15 protein-coding genes and 1 riboswitch are annotated in these 17,431 nt (G+C 67.9%); of the genes, 6 read left to right on the top strand and 9 right to left on the bottom strand.

The genetic code is table 11. The annotated features are described in order from the left end of the window. The first annotated feature begins 14 nt into the window (after nucleotides 1-14). Nucleotides 15-797 carry an SDR family oxidoreductase gene (locus ACP7CD_RS09900; RefSeq protein WP_426120106.1) on the top strand — a complete coding sequence of 261 codons (783 nt, stop codon included), beginning with the start codon at nucleotides 15-17 and terminating at the stop codon, nucleotides 795-797. Nucleotides 798-933: 136 nt separating this feature from the next. Here ACP7CD_RS09900 and ACP7CD_RS09895 read toward each other — a convergent pair whose 3' ends face one another. The 8 genes from ACP7CD_RS09895 to ACP7CD_RS09860 form a co-directional block, all read right to left on the bottom strand. Then, entirely contained in the window at nucleotides 934-1,851 is a 918-nt protein-coding gene (locus ACP7CD_RS09895) for an alpha/beta fold hydrolase (RefSeq protein WP_426120105.1), read from the bottom strand. Between the two features lie 304 nt (nucleotides 1,852-2,155). Next, a complete protein-coding gene (locus ACP7CD_RS09890) occupies nucleotides 2,156-3,835 on the bottom strand; it encodes a DUF5635 domain-containing protein (protein WP_426120104.1) in 1,680 nt (559 codons plus the stop codon). Between the two features lie 255 nt (nucleotides 3,836-4,090). After that, nucleotides 4,091-6,508 carry a TOTE conflict system archaeo-eukaryotic primase domain-containing protein gene (locus tag ACP7CD_RS09885; RefSeq protein ID WP_426120103.1) on the bottom strand — a complete coding sequence of 806 codons (2,418 nt, stop codon included), beginning with the start codon at nucleotides 6,506-6,508 and terminating at the stop codon, nucleotides 4,091-4,093. 75 nt (nucleotides 6,509-6,583) lie between these two features. After that, the gene (locus tag ACP7CD_RS09880; protein WP_426120102.1) at nucleotides 6,584-7,147 is read right to left on the bottom strand and encodes a DUF6036 family nucleotidyltransferase; all 564 of its coding nucleotides are present in this window, start codon (nucleotides 7,145-7,147) and stop codon (nucleotides 6,584-6,586) included. Next, on the bottom strand, nucleotides 7,148-7,483 hold the full coding sequence (locus ACP7CD_RS09875; protein ID WP_052132688.1) for a hypothetical protein: 336 nt from the start codon (nucleotides 7,481-7,483) through the stop codon (nucleotides 7,148-7,150). Between the two features lie 194 nt (nucleotides 7,484-7,677). Then, entirely contained in the window at nucleotides 7,678-8,637 is a 960-nt protein-coding gene (locus ACP7CD_RS09870; protein WP_290467647.1) for a 2-hydroxyacid dehydrogenase, read from the bottom strand. Then, nucleotides 8,634-9,833, bottom strand: coding sequence for a pyridoxal phosphate-dependent aminotransferase (locus tag ACP7CD_RS09865; protein ID WP_426120101.1), 1,200 nt, complete (start codon nucleotides 9,831-9,833; stop codon nucleotides 8,634-8,636). The genes ACP7CD_RS09870 and ACP7CD_RS09865 overlap by 4 nt, the downstream gene beginning before the upstream one ends. 219 nt (nucleotides 9,834-10,052) lie before the next feature. Then, on the bottom strand, nucleotides 10,053-10,553 hold the full coding sequence (locus ACP7CD_RS09860; protein ID WP_426120100.1) for an NlpC/P60 family protein: 501 nt from the start codon (nucleotides 10,551-10,553) through the stop codon (nucleotides 10,053-10,055). Nucleotides 10,554-10,558: 5 nt separating this feature from the next. Next, nucleotides 10,559-10,744: riboswitch (cyclic di-AMP (ydaO/yuaA leader) on the bottom strand. A 536-nt stretch (nucleotides 10,745-11,280) separates the two neighbouring features. Between ACP7CD_RS09860 and ACP7CD_RS09855 the strand changes: the two genes are divergently transcribed. Together ACP7CD_RS09855 and ACP7CD_RS09850 are read left to right on the top strand one after the other, a co-directional pair. After that, entirely contained in the window at nucleotides 11,281-11,883 is a 603-nt protein-coding gene (locus tag ACP7CD_RS09855) for a ParA family protein (protein ID WP_426120099.1), read from the top strand. A 158-nt stretch (nucleotides 11,884-12,041) separates the two neighbouring features. Continuing rightward, entirely contained in the window at nucleotides 12,042-12,233 is a 192-nt protein-coding gene (locus tag ACP7CD_RS09850) for a hypothetical protein (RefSeq protein ID WP_290467644.1), read from the top strand. Between the two features lie 343 nt (nucleotides 12,234-12,576). Here the strand turns inward: ACP7CD_RS09850 and ACP7CD_RS09845 are convergent, their stop codons facing one another. After that, entirely contained in the window at nucleotides 12,577-13,692 is a 1,116-nt protein-coding gene (locus ACP7CD_RS09845) for a type I restriction endonuclease (protein ID WP_290467643.1), read from the bottom strand. 275 nt (nucleotides 13,693-13,967) lie between these two features. On the opposite strand from ACP7CD_RS09845, the gene ACP7CD_RS09840 reads away from it, so the two are divergent. The 3 genes from ACP7CD_RS09840 to ACP7CD_RS09830 all read left to right on the top strand — a co-directional run bounded on the left by ACP7CD_RS09840 (nucleotide 13,968) and on the right by ACP7CD_RS09830 (nucleotide 17,015). Continuing rightward, nucleotides 13,968-14,561: a recombinase family protein gene (locus ACP7CD_RS09840; protein ID WP_426120098.1), complete on the top strand. Its 594-nt coding sequence runs from the start codon at nucleotides 13,968-13,970 to the stop codon at nucleotides 14,559-14,561. Between the two features lie 360 nt (nucleotides 14,562-14,921). Further along, the gene (locus ACP7CD_RS09835) at nucleotides 14,922-16,121 is read left to right on the top strand and encodes a heparan-alpha-glucosaminide N-acetyltransferase domain-containing protein (RefSeq protein WP_426120097.1); all 1,200 of its coding nucleotides are present in this window, start codon (nucleotides 14,922-14,924) and stop codon (nucleotides 16,119-16,121) included. Between the two features lie 177 nt (nucleotides 16,122-16,298). After that, the gene (locus ACP7CD_RS09830) at nucleotides 16,299-17,015 is read left to right on the top strand and encodes a response regulator (RefSeq protein ID WP_426120096.1); all 717 of its coding nucleotides are present in this window, start codon (nucleotides 16,299-16,301) and stop codon (nucleotides 17,013-17,015) included. Nucleotides 17,016-17,431: the final 416 nt, after the last annotated feature.

Raw genomic sequence — 17,431 nt, 5'->3', positions numbered from 1 at the left:
GAGGACGGTGGGCCATGGAGAGCACGGGCGAGGGCGAGCGCCGGAAAGTGGCGGTCCTGGGAGCGACCGGGCAGCTGGGCGCACGGGTGGTGACACATCTGCGCGAGCGCGGCGTCGACGTCGTCGAGGTGTCTCGTGGGCAGGGCATCGACGTCTACTCCGGTGACGGCCTGGACGCCGCGTTCGAGGGGGTCTCCACCGTGGTGGACTGCCTCCACCTGGCGACACTGTCCCGCAAGCGCGCCGTCGACTTCTTCACCACCACCGCACGCCACGTGGTGGCGGTGGCACAGCGGGCGGGGGTGTCCCGGATCGTGTGCGTCACGATCCTCAACGCCCGGGAGCCCGAGGTGCACCGGTGGATGGGCTATTACGCGGGCAAGGCCGCGCAGGAGCAGACGTACCGTGCCGGGTCCATCCCGGTCACGTTCGTGGCCTCGGCGCAGTGGTACGAGCTGGCCGAGACCCTGCTGGCGCAGATGCGCATCGGCCCGCTCTCCGCGGTGCCCGGGATGCGCTCCCGGCCGCTGGCCGCCGACGAAGCCGCCGCGTTCGTCGCTGACCGTGTCCTGGAGTCCGGTGGCACGATGACCTCCGACGACGCCGTCATCGCGGGGCCCGAGGTTCGCGACATGGCTGAGCTGGCCCGTGCGATCGAGCAGCACCGTGGAGGACGCCGGAAGGTGCTCCGGGTGCCGGTGCCGTTCACCGCCCTCGGCAACGGCGGCCTGCTGCCCCGCGGGGACTTCACGACCGCCCCGACCCGGTTCGAGGACTGGCTCCGCGGCACCTCGTAAGGGAAGTGCCCGACGGCGCATGCAGGGGTGCTCCGGGCGGCACGATCGGCTCGAGTGGTTGTCATCGAGCGGCCCGGTGCATCGACTCCTCCGGTCGGCATGACCCGTGGTTCGGTCCGCGCCGCGTCGCGAACCGTCACCCGGCGGCGTCGACCAGGTCGTCCAGGACCCGGTCGAGTCGGGCCACGAGGGAGAGGTGGCCCTCATGCTCCAGCAGGCGCGCGCGGGCGCCCGGCACGTGCGCGGCGAGCCACTCACCGTGGGCCACGGGGACGGTGCGGTCCTCACGGCCGTGCCAGATCCGGGTTGGCACAGTGATCCTCTCGACGGCGAAGCCCCACGGGCGGTCCACCGCGAGGTCGTCGTCGCGCCAGCCCACGATGCCCTGGAGCAGGGAATGCTCGGCCGCGCCCAGCACGTATCCGACGAAGTCCCCGGTCATCACCGCCTGGTCCACGGGCGGGAGCATCGCGCGCAGGAGTGCCACGACGTCGCCCCCGGGCGCCGAGGCCGCCGCGCTCATGGCCTTCATCCGCTCCTCGAGGTAGGCCTCGAGCGCGCTGCGCCCCTTCCGGGCAGCGGTGAACTCTGCCGCGCTGTCCTCGTCCATCCCGGCGACCGGATCCAGCCCCTTCGCACACGGCGGGACGTAGCCGGCCAGGGAGGCGGCCGCGCGGCACCGATCGGGGAGCAGTGCAGCGCAGGCCAGTGCGCGCGGGGCACCGCTGGACCAGCCGAGGGAGAGAAAGTCCGCCACTTCCAGCGCGTCCAGGACGCACCGGGTGTCGGCCACGGCATCGGCGACCGTGCCGGGTGCCGTCTCCTCCGGGAGCGGGTCCGAGGCGCCGTACCCGGGGCGCGAGACGGTGACCACTCGCAGCCCACGGTCCGCGGCCGCGCGCTCGAGCGGCCCGAACGGGACAGCGGCACCGGGAGCTCCGTGGTGGAAGACCACCGGCAGGCCTTCCGGTGGACCAGTGAGCCGGAACTCCAGGCGGCGCCCGTCCGATGTGGTGACGCTGCGGTTGCCCTGGTCCTCCGGCTGCGCGCTCATGCCTTCCCCCGCTGTCCGTGGGCCGCCCTCGTGCTGCCGTGGCGGCCTGGTGACTCCACGTTAGGACGTCGCGGCACCCGCGACCAGGGCGGCGGCGGGACGGGGGAGGAAGGGGCTCACGGCGCTCCTGTTACAGCTCGGTGCTCGCTGCGGCGTCCAGCAGCCTCATCCGGTCGACGACCGTCTGACTTCCCCGACAGCCGGCGGTGCGGGCAGCTGTCCCTGGCCGAGAGCGGGCAGATCCCACTCGCGCCGGACCCGGGCGTGCGAGTCGACGGGCGGTGGCGATTCGTGGTCGACGGGCTCACGGCACAGGTTCGTAGCGCGTGGAACGGCCACCCCCCACCTTCCGCAGATCCGTCCCCTCGAGGTCCTGCAGCGCCCGTTGTGCCGTTCCCCGGGCGACGCCGGTCAGTTCCGTCAGGTCGCCGCTGGTGATGGCAGGGTGCGCGCCGAGCCAGGCGTCCACCACGGCGCGCAACCGATGGGAGTCCGTCGAGGCATGAGGCAGGATCTCCGGGCCGGACGTGGACGCACGGCGAACGGCAACGAGCCGCCACGAGGAGCGGCCGAAGACCCACACGTCCTTGTAGGACCGGATGAGCGCTTCCCCGTCGACCGTCGACTGGGTCGCGGCCTGGAGCGCCACGTCCGCGGAGGCGGCATCCGATTGCAGGGCGTCGGCGACGTCCCGCAGGGCGAGGAAGGGGCGGTGCAGCAGGGCATCGACGATGATCGCGATCCGGTAGTCCTTCTGCCGCGCCGTGGGCCGGATCCTGCCCACCAGCTCCATGACGGGGCGTACAGGAGGCCCGCCGACGAGGGTGCACGTGATGCGATCCCCGGCCTCCTCGGCGATGATGGGCGGTCGGTGCCCCAGCGAGATCATCGCTTGGTACATGCGGTCGACCCCGAGTCCCTGTTTCTCCACCAACCCCATGGCGCGGAAGAGGTCTGCGAGGGCCGGATAGCGTGCGTGGCGGTTGCTGAGGACGTTGTCCGCAGAGATGCCCCCGGTGAAGCCACCAGGGTTGCGCACCACCAGCGTGCTGTCGTGCTCGATCCACCGGACATCGGTCAGCTCGGACCGATTCCAGTCGCGGTGGATCAGTCCGTTGAGCACGGCCTCGCGCACCGCGTTCGGCGGGACCTTGCGCACGGACTCCGCAGCGAAGGAGTCGGTGTGGACGACGAAGTCGTTGAGCGTCTCGAGCGCTTTCTCGACGTTGTCCAGCTGTTCGAGCAACGACGAGGAGGAGTCGGGCACCACGCGATTGATCACGTTGCCGCCGTGGACGTCGAGAACGGTCAGTTCGATGAGCGGACGCGCGGCCGGGGTGAACAGCAGGCGCCCCGCCTGCGAGAGTCTGTTGTCACTGCGTACGGCCCCCAGGCGGCGCAGCAGGTCCTCGTCGGTCTCCATCGGATTCGCCCCTGTGTGGCTGCGCACCAGTCGGAGAGCTCCTTGGGTGACATCGTCAGGTGTCGCTCCCGAAGGTGCGGCCATGGGGTCGGTTTCCCGAGCCCTCTCCCGGTGCTGCCACCACTCGGATCGGTCGATCCGGGCGCATTCGTCTCCCACCCGCCAGCGCAGGCGGTCGCCGGTGTCATGGACCGGTTCCGGGGATTCGGCGACATAGAGGACCAGCACTCTCTGACCGGCCACGTACTGGACGACGATGTCCGGCGCGACACTGACGGCACGATTGATGCGTTGGCGCAGCCAGTCGACATCGAGCTCCGTGCCGAGGACCTGGCCGGTGCGGTCCTCGACGCCGAGGATCAACGCGCCTCCCCCTGGCGAGTTGGCGAGGCACGCTACTTCGTCTGCCAGTTTCGTGGCGGCCTCCGGATTCTGAGCGAGACCGGGCTCGAGCTGTGGCCCGTTGCGCCGCCCTGCCTCCTCCTTGAGGTCGACGGCAGCGGTCTCCTCGGTGGACAGCAGTGCGCCGTCCTGCTCCGAGGCGAGCAGCGCGGCGACCATGGACTCCAACTCGGTACGGCGCTCAAGGCCAACTGGTCGCAACGAAACTCTCCAATCTGACACTCTTCCCCGGATAATCATTATCTTGTCAGATTACAGGGCTCTTAATCTGGCAAGATTCTCTGGGTGTGCGAAGGGATGACAGCAAAGGCGACGACGTCAGCTGGAGGGGGCTCTCCGAGACCCCCGGAGTCCGGAGCTGGGGACCAGCAGCGGGACCTTCAGGCGCAGCACGGAGGGACTCGCCCCGGGTGACTACGGACGCCGAAGCACCGCCTGTTCTGCCGCCCGGAATCCTTCCTTCGCCATGACCCGCCGGCGCCGTGCGTACATGCGTTCCAGGAGTGGCACGTCCTTGTCGCAGTAGTCGTGGACGACTGCCGAGAGGGAGGCGTCCGACGGCCCGCGGGTGATGCGTCCGAGTTGTTGGATCACACGGCCTCTGAAGGAGACAGGGACCGCGAGGAACAGCGTGTCGAGGGTCGGGAGGTCGAGGCCTTCGCCGGCGATCTTGTCGATCGCGACGAGCACGAACGGGTGCTGTTGCGCGTCCGCTTCTCTGAGTTCTTTCCGCACCGCACGACGTTCAGCAGCGGCCATGCGCCCGTGGAGCCGGAAGACCGGTGCGTCGCATCCCTCGATGGCGTCAGCGAGCGCGTCGAGATGGCTGAGCCGGTTCGTCAGAACGAGACAGGTGCGGCCCCGGTCGACGGCGTCCCTGATGTCTTGCGCGATCATCGCGTTGCGTTCGACATCGGTCGCGAGCTCGGAGTAGATCGCCTGGATGGACGGCCCGTCCGTTCCCGGTTCTTCGGTGGTGAATGTGGTCTCGTGCGTGATTAGCTCTCGAGGAGCGCGATCAGCGGGGTCGATCACATGCCGGATGGGGCCGCACTGCATCGTGATCAGGCCGTTCATCTGATCGGCGCGGTAGGGAGTCGCCGTCAGTCCTGCCCAGTTGCGGACGCTCACGGCGCGCAGCGCAGCCTCGGTCGCGGGCGCTGCGACGGCATGGCATTCGTCGATGATGATCTGACCGTACTCCTCGAGCAGAGCGGGATCCGCGTTCCGGTGCGAGACGGACTGCATCATGATGAGATCCACGGTCCCGTACCGCTTTCTCCGGCCAGCACCGAGCTGGCCGATCTGCTGGTCCGTCAGGTCGAGGAACTGCTTCAGGCGCTCCCGCCACTGTGTGAGCAGTTCGGCGCGGTTCACCAGGATCGCTGTGGGCACGGCACGCTGAGCGATGAGCGCGCAGGCGATGACCGTCTTGCCCGCACCCGGAGGCGCGACCAGGACGCCGGTGTCGTGCGCGAGGAGCGCATCGACTGCAACTCTCTGCTCCTCACGGAGATCTCCCACGAACGCCAGCTCCAGGTGCGTGTGAGTCTCCGAGCTGGTGCCGATGATGACGCGAAAACCGGCTTCGCCCAGCAACGCCACTGCTTCGTCGGTGAGGCCGCGCGGCAGGCGCAGTTCGTGTTCGTCGTGCTCGAAGCCGGTGACGAGGCGCGGTGTGCCGAAGGTGCTGAATCGCTGGGCCTGCCTGCGGTAGAACTCGGGGTTGGGCACCGACGCCATGTGCTTGAGCTCGGTGATCACGACGCCGGGAAGGCCGCCTGTCGGGACGTGCAGGACGGCATCACGGCGCAGCTCAAGTATCTGCCCGGCCGTCGCGCGAGCGAGCGCTGTGATGCTCGCTCGCCGCGGTCGCGCGCCCAGCGTCTCCGACGGACCGACGCGCGAGTCGGTCGCAGTTGCCGTCCCGAGTTCTGCCACGCGCTCGACAGGCACGGGAGTCGTCGTCGCCAGCACAGCGAACTGGTCCTCGTACGGGTCCCATGTCGCAGGGTCGGCGAACACGGTCGTCCCGCGACGCCGGCAGTCCCCCTGCAAGGGCAGTGCGATGAGGTTCCCGAGACGTGCCCGGCCTGTTGACCGATCCGGCAACGTGTCCTGTGAGGGGAAAAAGCGATCGTAGCTGCGGAAGGCCATCCCGGGCCGTCTTGCCATCGCGGCGCGAAGCAGCGACATCCCCGCCGATCGCGCGGTGGCGGCGGGCACCGGCGCGGCGAAGAACATCCAGACGTGCGCGCCCTCGCCGGACCGGGAGATCTCGGCGAGAACGTCAATGCCGGCACGCCTGCACTCCTCGACGAACGCTGCGGCATCCAGTCGCCAATCCGCGTCATCGAAGTCGCACACCAGCAACCGGCAAGTGTCCTCCGCGAGCATAGGATAGATACCGACGTGGAACTCACGATCCCCTGGACGAGTGCCCCCACGAAGGTGCCGCTCGAGGACGGCACCTTCGAGTGCCAAGTGGTCCGCCGCGGTCTCCGACCCGGTGTAGAAGCCACCACGGACCGCGGGACTCCAACCGGACTTGCCCGTGCGGCTGCTGGTCCATCTGACCGCGTAGACATCGTTCCTGCCGACGAAGCGAGCACCGAAAAGCGCAAGCTTCTCGACGCTCGATGACGTCGCCGTGACGCGTGAAGTCACGCTGGAACGAACGTCCGAAAAGAATCTGGTGCTCCCTGGGCCTGCCCGGTCAGTCTCCAGCTTGCGGAGCGCAGCGCGCGCCTCCGCCAGTTCGCTTTCGAGGTCGACGATCCGCGATCGCAGCGCCTCGACCTCGTTTCCGATCTCCCGATGCCCCACGGGCATCAGGCTACCGATGCGGTGACGAGCCCCGAAGACCTGGCCTTCCAGTGCAAAGGCTGTGTCCGCCGATATGGAGGGTCAGGGGCCGCGTTGAAGCCATCCCAGTGCTCGTCCGACTTCGACGGGCCAGCGCTCCTGAACGCTGCGGAGTCGCTCGATGATGACCTCCCGGTCGACGGTCTGGTACTGGAGCAGGGCTCCGACGAACGCCTGATCCTTCTCCCGGTGGGCCAGCAGCTTCGCCACGCACAGGTCTTCCTTGTCCAGGCACAGACCGGTGAACTGTTGCCCCGTGCCCACCTGGCGGGTGTTCTCATTGCTGACCACGACCAGGCGATCGCGCCAGCCAGCCGGCAGCTTCGCCGTCGTGTCGTCCACGCCATCGAGGAAGAAACCGTGCATCTGGTCGAAGTCCGACCACTCGCCGGCAACCGCCGAGAGCTCATCCGACAGATCGAGGACCGTCTGCGGGTCGGCGTCGATGGGCAGGAAGTCGACCTCCGTGGACATCGTGGCCTGGTCGGGCAGATCGTCCTCGTGGAAGGAACCCAGGATCGACTGGGACCCGACGACGATGACCTGGTCTCTGCGGATGATGCTGCAGGCCGCGCGGATCGCGTGCTCGAGCTGGTAGCGGTGCACTCAGCGGCTCGGCAACGACTTCAGGATGGACAGCCGCTCCTCCTGGCCGATCAGGCCGCCCATGGGGGAGACCTCACGCATCTCGATGCTGCCGGGGTCGGTGGAGTCCAGGACCGTCCGCAGGGTCTCCACATCGCGGGTCTCCACGATGCGGCGCCAGCGGTCGAGGTTCTCGACGTGCGGATGCCCCTGTACGGAGCTGCTGAGTCGCTCGAGGTTCTGGAGGATCCGCGGTGTCCAGGAGGACAGGGTCTCCTCGTTCAACTTGGGGACCAGCGACCGGTGAAGGAGGAGGGCGCGCAGGCTGGACCGGTTCATCTCGGTGTCCTGGGACATGCTTCCTCCTCTCGTCCTGGTGACCGATTCTACCGTCGGGCATGGTGTCCGAGCGGCCCGGTGGCTCATCTCTGGTGCCCAGGTGAAACGTCCTCAGGCGTGGACACCAGAGGATCACGGTGGCTGCGCTCTGGGCGAGATCGAGGTCGGGCTGATCATCACGGTCCTGCCCCGATCGACGGATGCCCCTGCTGCTATCCGATCGGTGTCGGCGGTCGTTGCCCGCCGAGCACGGCGAGCACGTTCTCGGCGGCGAGCACCGCCATTGCGGTGCGCGTCTCCACCGTGGCGGAGCCCAGGTGCGGCAGGAGCACCACGTTGTCGAGCTCCCGCAGTTCGGGATGCACCCGGGGCTCGTGCTCGTAGACGTCCAGTCCGGCGCCCGCGATCCGGCCCTCGCGCAGCGCGGACGCGAGCGCCGCTTCGTCGACGATGGGTCCGCGTGCGGTGTTGACGAGGTACGCCGAGTCCTGCATCGCCGCCAGCTGCTCGGCGCCGATCAGGTGGTGCGTGGCGGGCCCGTAGGGGCAGTGCAGCGACACGACGTCGGAGACGCTCAGCAGCTCGTCGAGCTCGACCCGCCGGGCGCCCAGCTCGGCGGCGATCCCGGCATCGATCTCGCTGCGCGACTGGTAGACGATCTCCATGCCGAAGGCCCGGGCCCGGCGCGCGGTCGCCTGGCCGATGCCGCCCATGCCGACGACGCCGAGGGTCTTGCCCTGCAGGCTGCTGCCGAGCAGGAAGAACATCCCCCACTTCCAGTCCTGACCGGAGCGGATGAGCCGTTCCCCCTCGCCGAGCCGGCGGGTCGCCATGAGGATCAGGCCGAACGCGATGTCGGCGGTGGCGTCCGTGAGCACGCCGGGGGTGTTGGTGGCCACGACACCCCGTTCGGTGCAGGCGGGCACGTCGATGTTGTCGTAGCCGACGGCGACGTTCGCGACCACTTTCAGCTGCGGGCCGGCGGCGTCGAGCAGTTCGGCGTCGATGCGCTCGGTGAGCAGACTCACCACGGCGTCCGCCCCGGCCACCCGGCGCAGGAGCTCCTCGCGGCCGATCGGCTCCGGATCCGGCCACATCTCGACCTCGTGGGCGGCGCGGAGCTTCTCGATCGCGGCGTCGGGCACCCGTCCCGTGACGACGACCCGGCTCATGCCGTCTCGATCCACTCGCGCAGGCGGCCGAGGCCGTCGCGGATGTCGGCGACGTCGATGCCCGAGTAGGCGAGCCGGATGTACTGCCGGTCCTCGTCGGGCTGGCGCCGGCCGAAGTGCTCCCGCGTGCAGAAGGAGACGCCGGTCTGGTGCAGCGCTGCCGTGGCGAAGTCACCGACTGCCGTGTAGCCCATGCGCTCCATGGCAGAGGTGACGTCGGGGAACAGGTAGAACGTCGACTGCGGTACGGCCACGTGCATGCCGGGGATGGCGTTCACCAACTCGCAGGCGGCATCCCGGCGCTCGCGCAGGATGTCGAGCGTCTGCTGCACGGGTTCCTGGGGGCCGCGGAGGGCTTCGATGCCGGCCCACTGCACGTAGTGCGTGGTGCACGACTCGTCGTTGGTGTTGAGGGTGCCGAGCACCTTGGCGATCTCGGGCGGCGCGACGGCGCAGCCGAGGCGTGAGCCGGTCATGGCGAACTTCTTGCTGAACGTGTAGAGGATGACGGTGCGCTCGGCTATGCCGGGGAGCGACGCGATCGAGTTCGAGACCCCCTCGTAGCGCGTCTCGAAGTAGGCCTCGTCGGAGAGCACCCAGAGATCGTGCTCCTGGGCGATTTGCGCGACGGCCTCGCGCTCGGCCGCCGTCGACTCGGCCGAGATGGGGTTCTGCAGGTCGTTGTAGATGATGGCGACCGTGCTCGGGGTGATCGACGCGCGCACCTGGTCGAGGTCGATCGCGAAGCCGTCCTCCGTGGGGAGGTAGCGGTACGGCACCGACGTGCCCCCGAGGTACTCGATCTGCGACTCGTAGATCGGGAAGCCGGGGTTCGGGTAGAGCACCTCGTCGCCGGGGTTCATGACCGCCTGCAGGAACTTCGTGATGACGGGCTTGCCGCCCGTCATCACGACGATGTTCTCGGGGCTGAGGCCGATGCCGCGGCGCGAGCCGATGTCCTCGGCGAGGGCCTCGCGCAGCTGCGGGATGCCGGGGCCGGGGCAGTAGCCCGTGTGACCGTCGGCGATGGCCCGGTCCATCGCCTCGATGATGTGCGGGGCCGTCGGGATGTTGATGTCGCCGAGGTGGAAGGGGTACACGCGGTTCCCCTTCGCCGTCCAGGCGACCGCGGCCTGGGCGACGCTGAAGGCGGTTTCGGTGCCCAGCCGTTCGAGCCGGTGCGCGAGTTGGCGCATGCTGTCCCACTCCTCGTCGAGTTGGCGATCGATCCTCCGGCGGATCCGGGTCGAGCCTACGAGCCATGCATCTGGCTGGGAAGGGTGATCCACCGATGGATCCTCACCGTGGACATCGCCGCGAGGACTCCCGCGTCCAGAGGTCGTGCTCGTGGGCTGCGGGAGTGCGGTTCCCGTCGGGACGGCCGGGAACCGCACTCCCCGCTCACATGCGTGGGGTCAGCGCACGCGGAGGTACACGGGGCCGGAGCCGACGTTGACGGTCTGGATGACCGTCTGGTTGCCGTTCCAGCCGCCGTGGACGGCCTTGCCGCCGCCGATGTACACGGCGATGTGGGCGAAGCCCATGCCGCCGTTGGCGTAGTAGACCAGGTCACCGGGCTGGGCCTGGGCGGCGGAGACTCGGGTGCCGAGCTTCAGGTAGGAGGCCGGCCACCCGTGGTGGTTGACCCCGGCCGCGCGCAGGGCCTTGGTGGCCAGGGCGGTGCAGTCCTGGCGCACGCCGAGCTGGTTCCTGGCCGCAGCGGCGATGGTCGCCGCCTTTCCGGACTGGGACTGGGTGCTGAGGACCTGCTGGGGGGTTGCGGCGGGGGCGGCCTGGGCCGGGGCCACGCTGCTGAGCGCCAGCGCGCCGCCGGCGGCAGCCAGGATCGCGGTGCGTCCCAGGCGGAACGAGCTCTGGGCGCGGTGGCGGGGCGTGCGGGACTGGAAAACGGGCATGAGTGATGTCCTCCCTCTTGCCTGCGAGGTGAGCTGTCGGATGCGGGTGGGAGACACCCGGTCGTCAGGATGGGGGCCCTGACGACTTAACCCCTAGGTCCCGGGGGAGGGACCGTTCATGGTTCCCCCGCTTCTGCCGAGCGATATGTCTGGGGGCCCCGGGCACCGGCAGAATTCGGCGATGTGCACGGGGATACCGGTCGGTGAGGCGACCGGCACGGAGAGAACACTAATCGAAAGATAACGGAAAAGTCTCGCTTTGATCACGGGCGTGTCTCGGCTTCTGTGCCGACTCGGCAAGGCGCCTCCTCGCCCGGATGAAGTTGTTCGCTGAGGGTCGCCGCTGGAGATCCCCCGGAAGGCTCAAATCGAGACAAAAGTGCTCTTGACCTGGGGCTCGGCTCAGGTCATGTCGGCGGGCGAACACTCTCCTGCTTTGGGGCGGAGTGTTCGGTGGCGACCTCGAGACATGGCGCGGCAGTTTGCCGGGAAAGCCTCAAAGCCATTGACCACCGGCGTCAGGTATCGCATCCTTCCGGCGCGGCAAGAATGATTTTTAGTACGCCCCGAATCCATTCATGAATTCACAAAAAGGAATGACTGTGTTGGTGCAAATCCGTCGATATGAGTCGGCCTTCTTCACGGACACCTCCATGGTGCAGGCTTCGCCCGGTCAGTCAGCAGTGCACCGTCGATGGGGTTGGAGGCGCAGCCATCGGCAAAAGGAATGCACGTCGAGGCGGTCCCGGGTGATGAGAATCCCGAAGGCTGGGACGAGGACCTCGCGGAGCCCAGCCGGTGGCACCCGAACCTGCGGGTGATTCCCTCGGCCCGCAACGTCTCCAACCGTGAGGCGGATCGGGCTGATCATGCGGAGCTGCGGCTGAAGATCTCGCTGATCGGCCTGTCGGCGGATGTGGTGGTCATTGACTGCCCGAACCGGCAGGGCGGCCCGCTGACGCTGTCGGCGTTGAACGCGGCCGACACCGTGGTCTATGCCGCCGCCGCCGCCAGTGACGGCATTGACGGGGTGGACGGAGCGAGGTGCACGGTCGCCCAGTTCCGTCGGCACCGCCAGCAGCTGGGTGCCCCGGACACCTTCACCGAGGCCGGCATCGTCGTCGGTGGGGTGAAGGAGACGATCATGAGCCGGGCGGCGGTGGCCAGCCTCGAGGAGCTGCGCGCCACGGGGTTGTTCCTGGAGCCGTTGATCCCGGACCGGGCCATCGTGCAGGAGGTGTGGATTTCGGGGGAGTGGTACGGCCAGTACCGCAAGGGCGCCCGAGCGCTGGATGCTTACACCGCGATCGCGAAGAAGGTGCTGCGATGACTGACAAGCCCGAGCGTCCCGCCTCACTGGCCCGCCGCCGGCCCCACCCAGCTCCGGATGAGCACATCGACCCAGTCGACTACACACCCCTAGCCCCCGCAACGACACCCCAGCCCGCGACACTGGTGGTCTCGTCCCCACCGGTGCAGGCGGCACCGGTGGCCGAACCCACAACCGTGGCGCCCAAGCGCGGCCGTGGCCGGCCGCGCCGGGAACCCACCATCCAGCTGGGGGTGCGGGTGGCCCAGGACGTCTCGGATCTGATCGAGGAGCTCACCGAGCACGACGGCACCACCCGCGCGGTGATCGAGAACGCGGTGCGCGCCTACGCCCAACAGCTCAACCGATAACCCTCGGCCCCGGTGGGGGAGGAGGCTGGTCGCGGGCGGCTTTCCCGTGGTTGGCGAGGAAGGAACCCGGCTCACCGGTGCTGGTAGGCCGGGTTTCTCATTCTTTGGACAGGCGGCGGGATGTGGTGGGTGGTTCCATGGGCCGTCGATCGACGCGGGTGCCCGCGCACCTTCCGCAAGGAGCCAGGGCCAATCCTCAGTGAGGGCAGTTGTCGGGCGGCGAAGGGACGACCAGCGCTGTCCAGGCTGGACGCGGGGCGCCCCGGGGGCACCGTGGCTGGGAGCGGGGCGTCAGTCCGTCACCGGCTGCTTGTCGAGAGAGCGCGTTTATGCCCCACAACACCTACGCGACTGTGGCTCCGATGAACCGATCAACCGTGGCGCGCAGGTGAGCGCTGTGGTTGAAGATGTCTTCGAGGGCGTCGATGGGGTGACGCGTTTCCTTTTTGTCATCATCAAACAGGCCGAGGTACTTCTGGCCGGTGTTGAAGTGCAGCCGGGCGATGGACTTGCGGTTGTTGTCATCGAGCAGGACGGCGCAGTAGGACTTCGCGTCGCGGTATGCCACACGCTGCGGCTTGACCTGGGCGCAGACGATCGCGCGAATGATCTGGAAGGCTTCGAGCTCCTCGATGGTGGTCAGCACCCCGTCGGAAGACTCCCGCAGATCCTTCTCCACCTCACCCTCGCTGGCCACCGCCTCGGCCGGGGCATCGACCGCCAGCACGGGGGTGGGGATGGTGCCGGCGCCGAGGGCGGTGGTCAGGCGGTTGTTGACCTGCTCGTTGAGATACTGCTGGGCGGCCTTGGCCACCAGCGGGGTGAACTGCTCACGCACCTTCTGGGTGAAGGCGCCCTCGTAGACCTTGGTGGTGAAGAACTTCACCCACTCCACGTCGGGCTCTTTGAACTGGGCGGCGATGGCGCGCTTGATCGCCCCGATGTACTTCAGTTCTCCGGCGGCACTGATGATGGAGTCGAGGTCGAAGACCTCCTTGGACAGTTTCTGCAGCTCCGGGATCAGCGTGACATCGATGTCGGCCAGGTCCAGGACGAGGAACGGCTTGGCATCCATTTTGTTGGGGGCATCCAGGTCAGTGTAGAAGTGGTAGACCTCCCCGTTGGTGAGGATCGCGATGCGGGCGTTCGTCACCGCGAAGTACCGGAACAGCTGCGAGGCGTGCTCGAGCTTGAGCGGTGCGCCGACGTGCTTGCACTCCACCAGCATTTGCACTTTCTCGTCGTGCACGATGGCGTAGTCGATCTTTTCGCCCTTCTTCACCCCGACATCGGCGGTGAACTCCGGGACGACTTCCAGCGGGTTGAACACGTCATAGCCCAGGATCGTGGAGATGAAGGGCATGATGAACGCGTTCTTCGTGGCTTCCTCGGTGTCAAGGGATGCCTTTTGCTGGGCGACCTTGTTGGCCAGGGCCGTTATACGCTCCGTGAACTCCATCGTTCCTCCTGCTGATCAGCACACCACCATGGTGTTCGCTTCTGCATATAGCATCGCACTTGGGTTGACATGTCGTGCAGTCAGGGACTCGTAATTGCGGGTTCATGAAGCTCTGCGCCGCCGCACCGCCTTTCAAGCGATGGGATGCGAGACGTCTCGTCCGGAAAGTTTGCAGCCGCATGATTCCGCGGTTCGCTCTGTCTCGCAGCTATGTGCTTTATCCATGCCCCTAGAATCGGATACTCAACGTCAGTTGCGAGACAGATGAGGTGGACGTGGGGAAGTTAATCGGGTATGCCAGGGTGTCGACGCGTCAGCAGGACGCCGACCGTCAAGTGGCTGACCTCCTGCATGCCGGGGTGCGGCGCGATGACCTCTATGTCGACAGTGGAGTGTCTGGAGGTCGTGCGTCGCGTCCACAGTTCGACCGGGCGGTCGCTGCGCTCGAAGAGGGTGACACGTTAGTCATCACCACGTTGGACCGGTTGGGGCGGTCGACGCAGAACATGCTGGCCTTCGCCGAAGCGCTGCGGGCGAGGGGAGCGGGGCTAAGGGTGCTCAACCTCGGTGGAGGAGAAGTGGACACCGCGACCCCGATGGGCTCAATGGTGTTCACCGTCATGGCTGCCCTGGCCCAGATGGAACTGGAGATCAAACGGGAACGGATCACGGACTCGGTGGCCAAGCGCCGGGCTGCCGGCAAGGACCTCGGTGGGCGGCGCCAGACCTTCACCGATTCCCAGATCCGCAACGCACTGCGGCTGATCCAGTCCGGGGAGCCGGCCACCCAAGTGGCACGGGACCTCGGGATGTCCAGGGCGACCCTGTATCGGCGGATCCGGGAACTTCCCATGCCGACAACCGTGTGAGCCAATGGTTGTCGGCAGATTGAGTCAGGCGTAGGTTTCTCCGCCATCGGGGCGTCATCGGGCCGTTGTCGCATGGGACCAGCGCCCATCCACTGGTGGATCCGTCCGGCAGCCATAGCGCGCTGGGCGCGTGCGGCAGTTGTCCCTCTGGCGTGCACGGTGGGGCTCTTAGGACTTTATGGAATCTTGAGGATTGCTCAACAGGTCCGCAGGGTGCAGCGCAGATCCTGGGTCCAGGACGCTCCCGGGATTGCTGGGACCGCTTACACGGCTCGTGGCCGGGACCCTGAGGGGCGCCGGGGCGAGCCTGGCACATCTGGGGGAATCATGAGTGGGACATCCAGAACGGAAGGATCCGCCTTGGCGGGTGCCACGGGCGGTGCCCGCCGCTCCTCGAGGCGGCTGGTGGGCATCGACGCGGCCCGTGGGCTGGCGCTGATCGGGTTGATGGCGGTGCACATCCTGCCCACCGAGGACGAAATCACCGGCGAGCTGACCTGGTCCTACATCCTTTTCGGCGGGAACTCGGCAGCCCTGTTCGCCCTGCTGGCCGGGGTGGGACTGGCACTGAGCTCCGGCGGACGGCGCCGGCACCGGGAGCGGGAGCTGGCCGCGGACCGGGTGGGGGTGGCCGTACGCGCCGTCCTCATCGCCGTGGTAGGCCTGTGGATCGGTACGGTGATGCCCGAGGACGCCCCGGCGGACAACATCCTGATCTACTACGGGGTGTTCTTCCTGCTGGCCATCCCCTTCCTCCACATGGGGCCGAAGGCACTGTTCGTCTGCGCGGCGGTCTTCTGGATCGTGGGTCCGCTGCTGATGCAGGGGCTCAGGGATGTCCTGCCCGCCTACACCTCCGACAACCCCACTTTCGTTGATGTGGTGAAAGAACCGGGAGCGACAGCCTCCCAGCTGATGTTGACCGGCTCGTACCCGGCCCTGTGCTACCTGACATACCTGTTGATGGGAATGGGGGTGGGACGGTTGCACCTGCGCGAGAAGGCGGTCCAGATCCGTTTGCTGGTGACAGGGATCGGGGTGGCGACCTTCGCCCAGGTCACCTCGTATCTCCTGCTCTACGCCCTGGGAGGTTACGAGCGGCTGCTGAGCAGCTCCGGGATGGATCAGGAGGAACTCGAGGAGGCTCTCCTGTCGGGGCCGGAGGACGAGTTGCTCACCGACACCGTGTGGTGGCTGGTGGTCGACACCGCGCACACCAACACCCCGCTGGCGATCGCCGCCAGCCTGGGCGTCGGGCTGGCAGTGCTGGGCTTCTTCCTGCTGGTTGCCCCCCGGGCCAGGGCCTTGCTCGTGCTCCTGTCGGCGATGGGTGCGATGACGTTGACCCTGTACACCGCCCACCTGGTAGGGCTGTCCTTCGAGGCCCACTACGACCGGCCCTACTTGTGGTTCACCGTCAACCTGGCAGCTAATGTCCTGTTCGCGGTGATCTGGCAACGCAGCCTGGGCCAGGGGCCGCTGGAGCGGGTGGTCAGCAGCAGCGTGAGAACCACCCGCCGCGCCGTGCTCCACCGCCCCCACCGGCTCGACCGGCAGTGAGCACCGGTCGAGGCGGACTCCCACGCGCCACAACGGGTGGAGCCCTCGGTGGTGGGTACGGGCTGTGGCCCTCGGCCATCATCGACACCGGTTGCCGGGCCCCCGACAACCGGGCTTCCGACCGGACCGTGCGGCCGCACCTCGGCCAGCGGGCCGGTCCTGGACCTAGGAGGCGCCATGGTCGCATCCCTGACCGGCCGGGTCCTGGTGGTGGACGATGAAATCGATCTGGCGCGGTTGGTCGAGGTGTACCTGCGCAAGGCCGGCCTGGAGGTAGCCGTGCGCCACGATGGGAGCGAGGCCGTGGCCGCGGTGCGAGAGTTCGCCCCGGACGTGCTGGTGCTCGACCTAGGGCTGCCCGGAATCGACGGGATCGAGGTGTGCCGTCAGGTGCGGACCTTCTCGGACTGCCACGTGCTGATGCTCACCGCCCGCGACGCCGAGATCGACAAGATCGTGGGTCTGTCGGTGGGGGCCGATGACTACATGACCAAACCGTTCAGCCCGCGCGAGCTCGTGGCCAGGACACAGGCGATGCTACGCCCCTCCCGTACCCGACTCGCCACAGCCCCTGCCGCGTCGCCGGGCCAGGCCCGGGTGATCGGGGAGCTGGCGGTGGACCAGGTTACCCGGGTGGTTCACATGGCCGGGGAAGCGGTGGAGCTGACGAGGATCGAGTTCGACCTGCTGGCCGCCCTGGCCGCCCACCCCGAGGTGGTGCTCTCCCGCCGGCAACTGCTCGAGATGGTTTGGGATGCGCAGTGGACTGGGGATGAGCACTTGGTCGATGTGCACATCGGTCGGATCCGCCGGAAGCTCGGGGAGGACGCGGGTAGCCCGCGGTTCATTCACACCGTCCGCGGCATCGGTTACCGCATGGGGGCCCGGCGATGACCGCTGTCGCACCTGAGCGCATCAGCTTGTCGGGCCATCTGACGGCGCGGTTGATGGCGGCGCCGATCTCGGTCCTGCTGATCGGTTGGGTGTCTTGCCAGTGCTGGCGAGGCGAAAGGGAGTGATGGGAAAGCGCGTTATCCGTTTCTTCGGTGATCGCATGTCACCGCGGCCGTCGGCGCTTCAAGTGAGGTCCAGGAGACTCATCGCGAGATTGCGCCGGACCCGGGCCAGCGCCGGCGAGAGGGCCTTCGCCGACTGCTGAGAAGCACGCCCGTTCATGGCCTTGGCCAGGACGACCTCGAGCGCAGGGGCGTGCCCGCCAACGAGAGCGAACCGTATGCCGGCGCCATATTGGCTCAAGAGGCCGCCCTCAGGCTCGGTACCCGATTGCGGTCCTCGCACACAGATTGCGT

The organism is Kocuria sp. LHG3120 (assembly GCF_049897445.1).
Lineage (GTDB): Bacteria > Actinomycetota > Actinomycetes > Actinomycetales > Micrococcaceae > Kocuria > Kocuria rosea.
The sequence above is the reverse complement of the archived record's forward strand: the minus strand, read 5'-3'. Positions and strand labels throughout refer to the sequence as shown.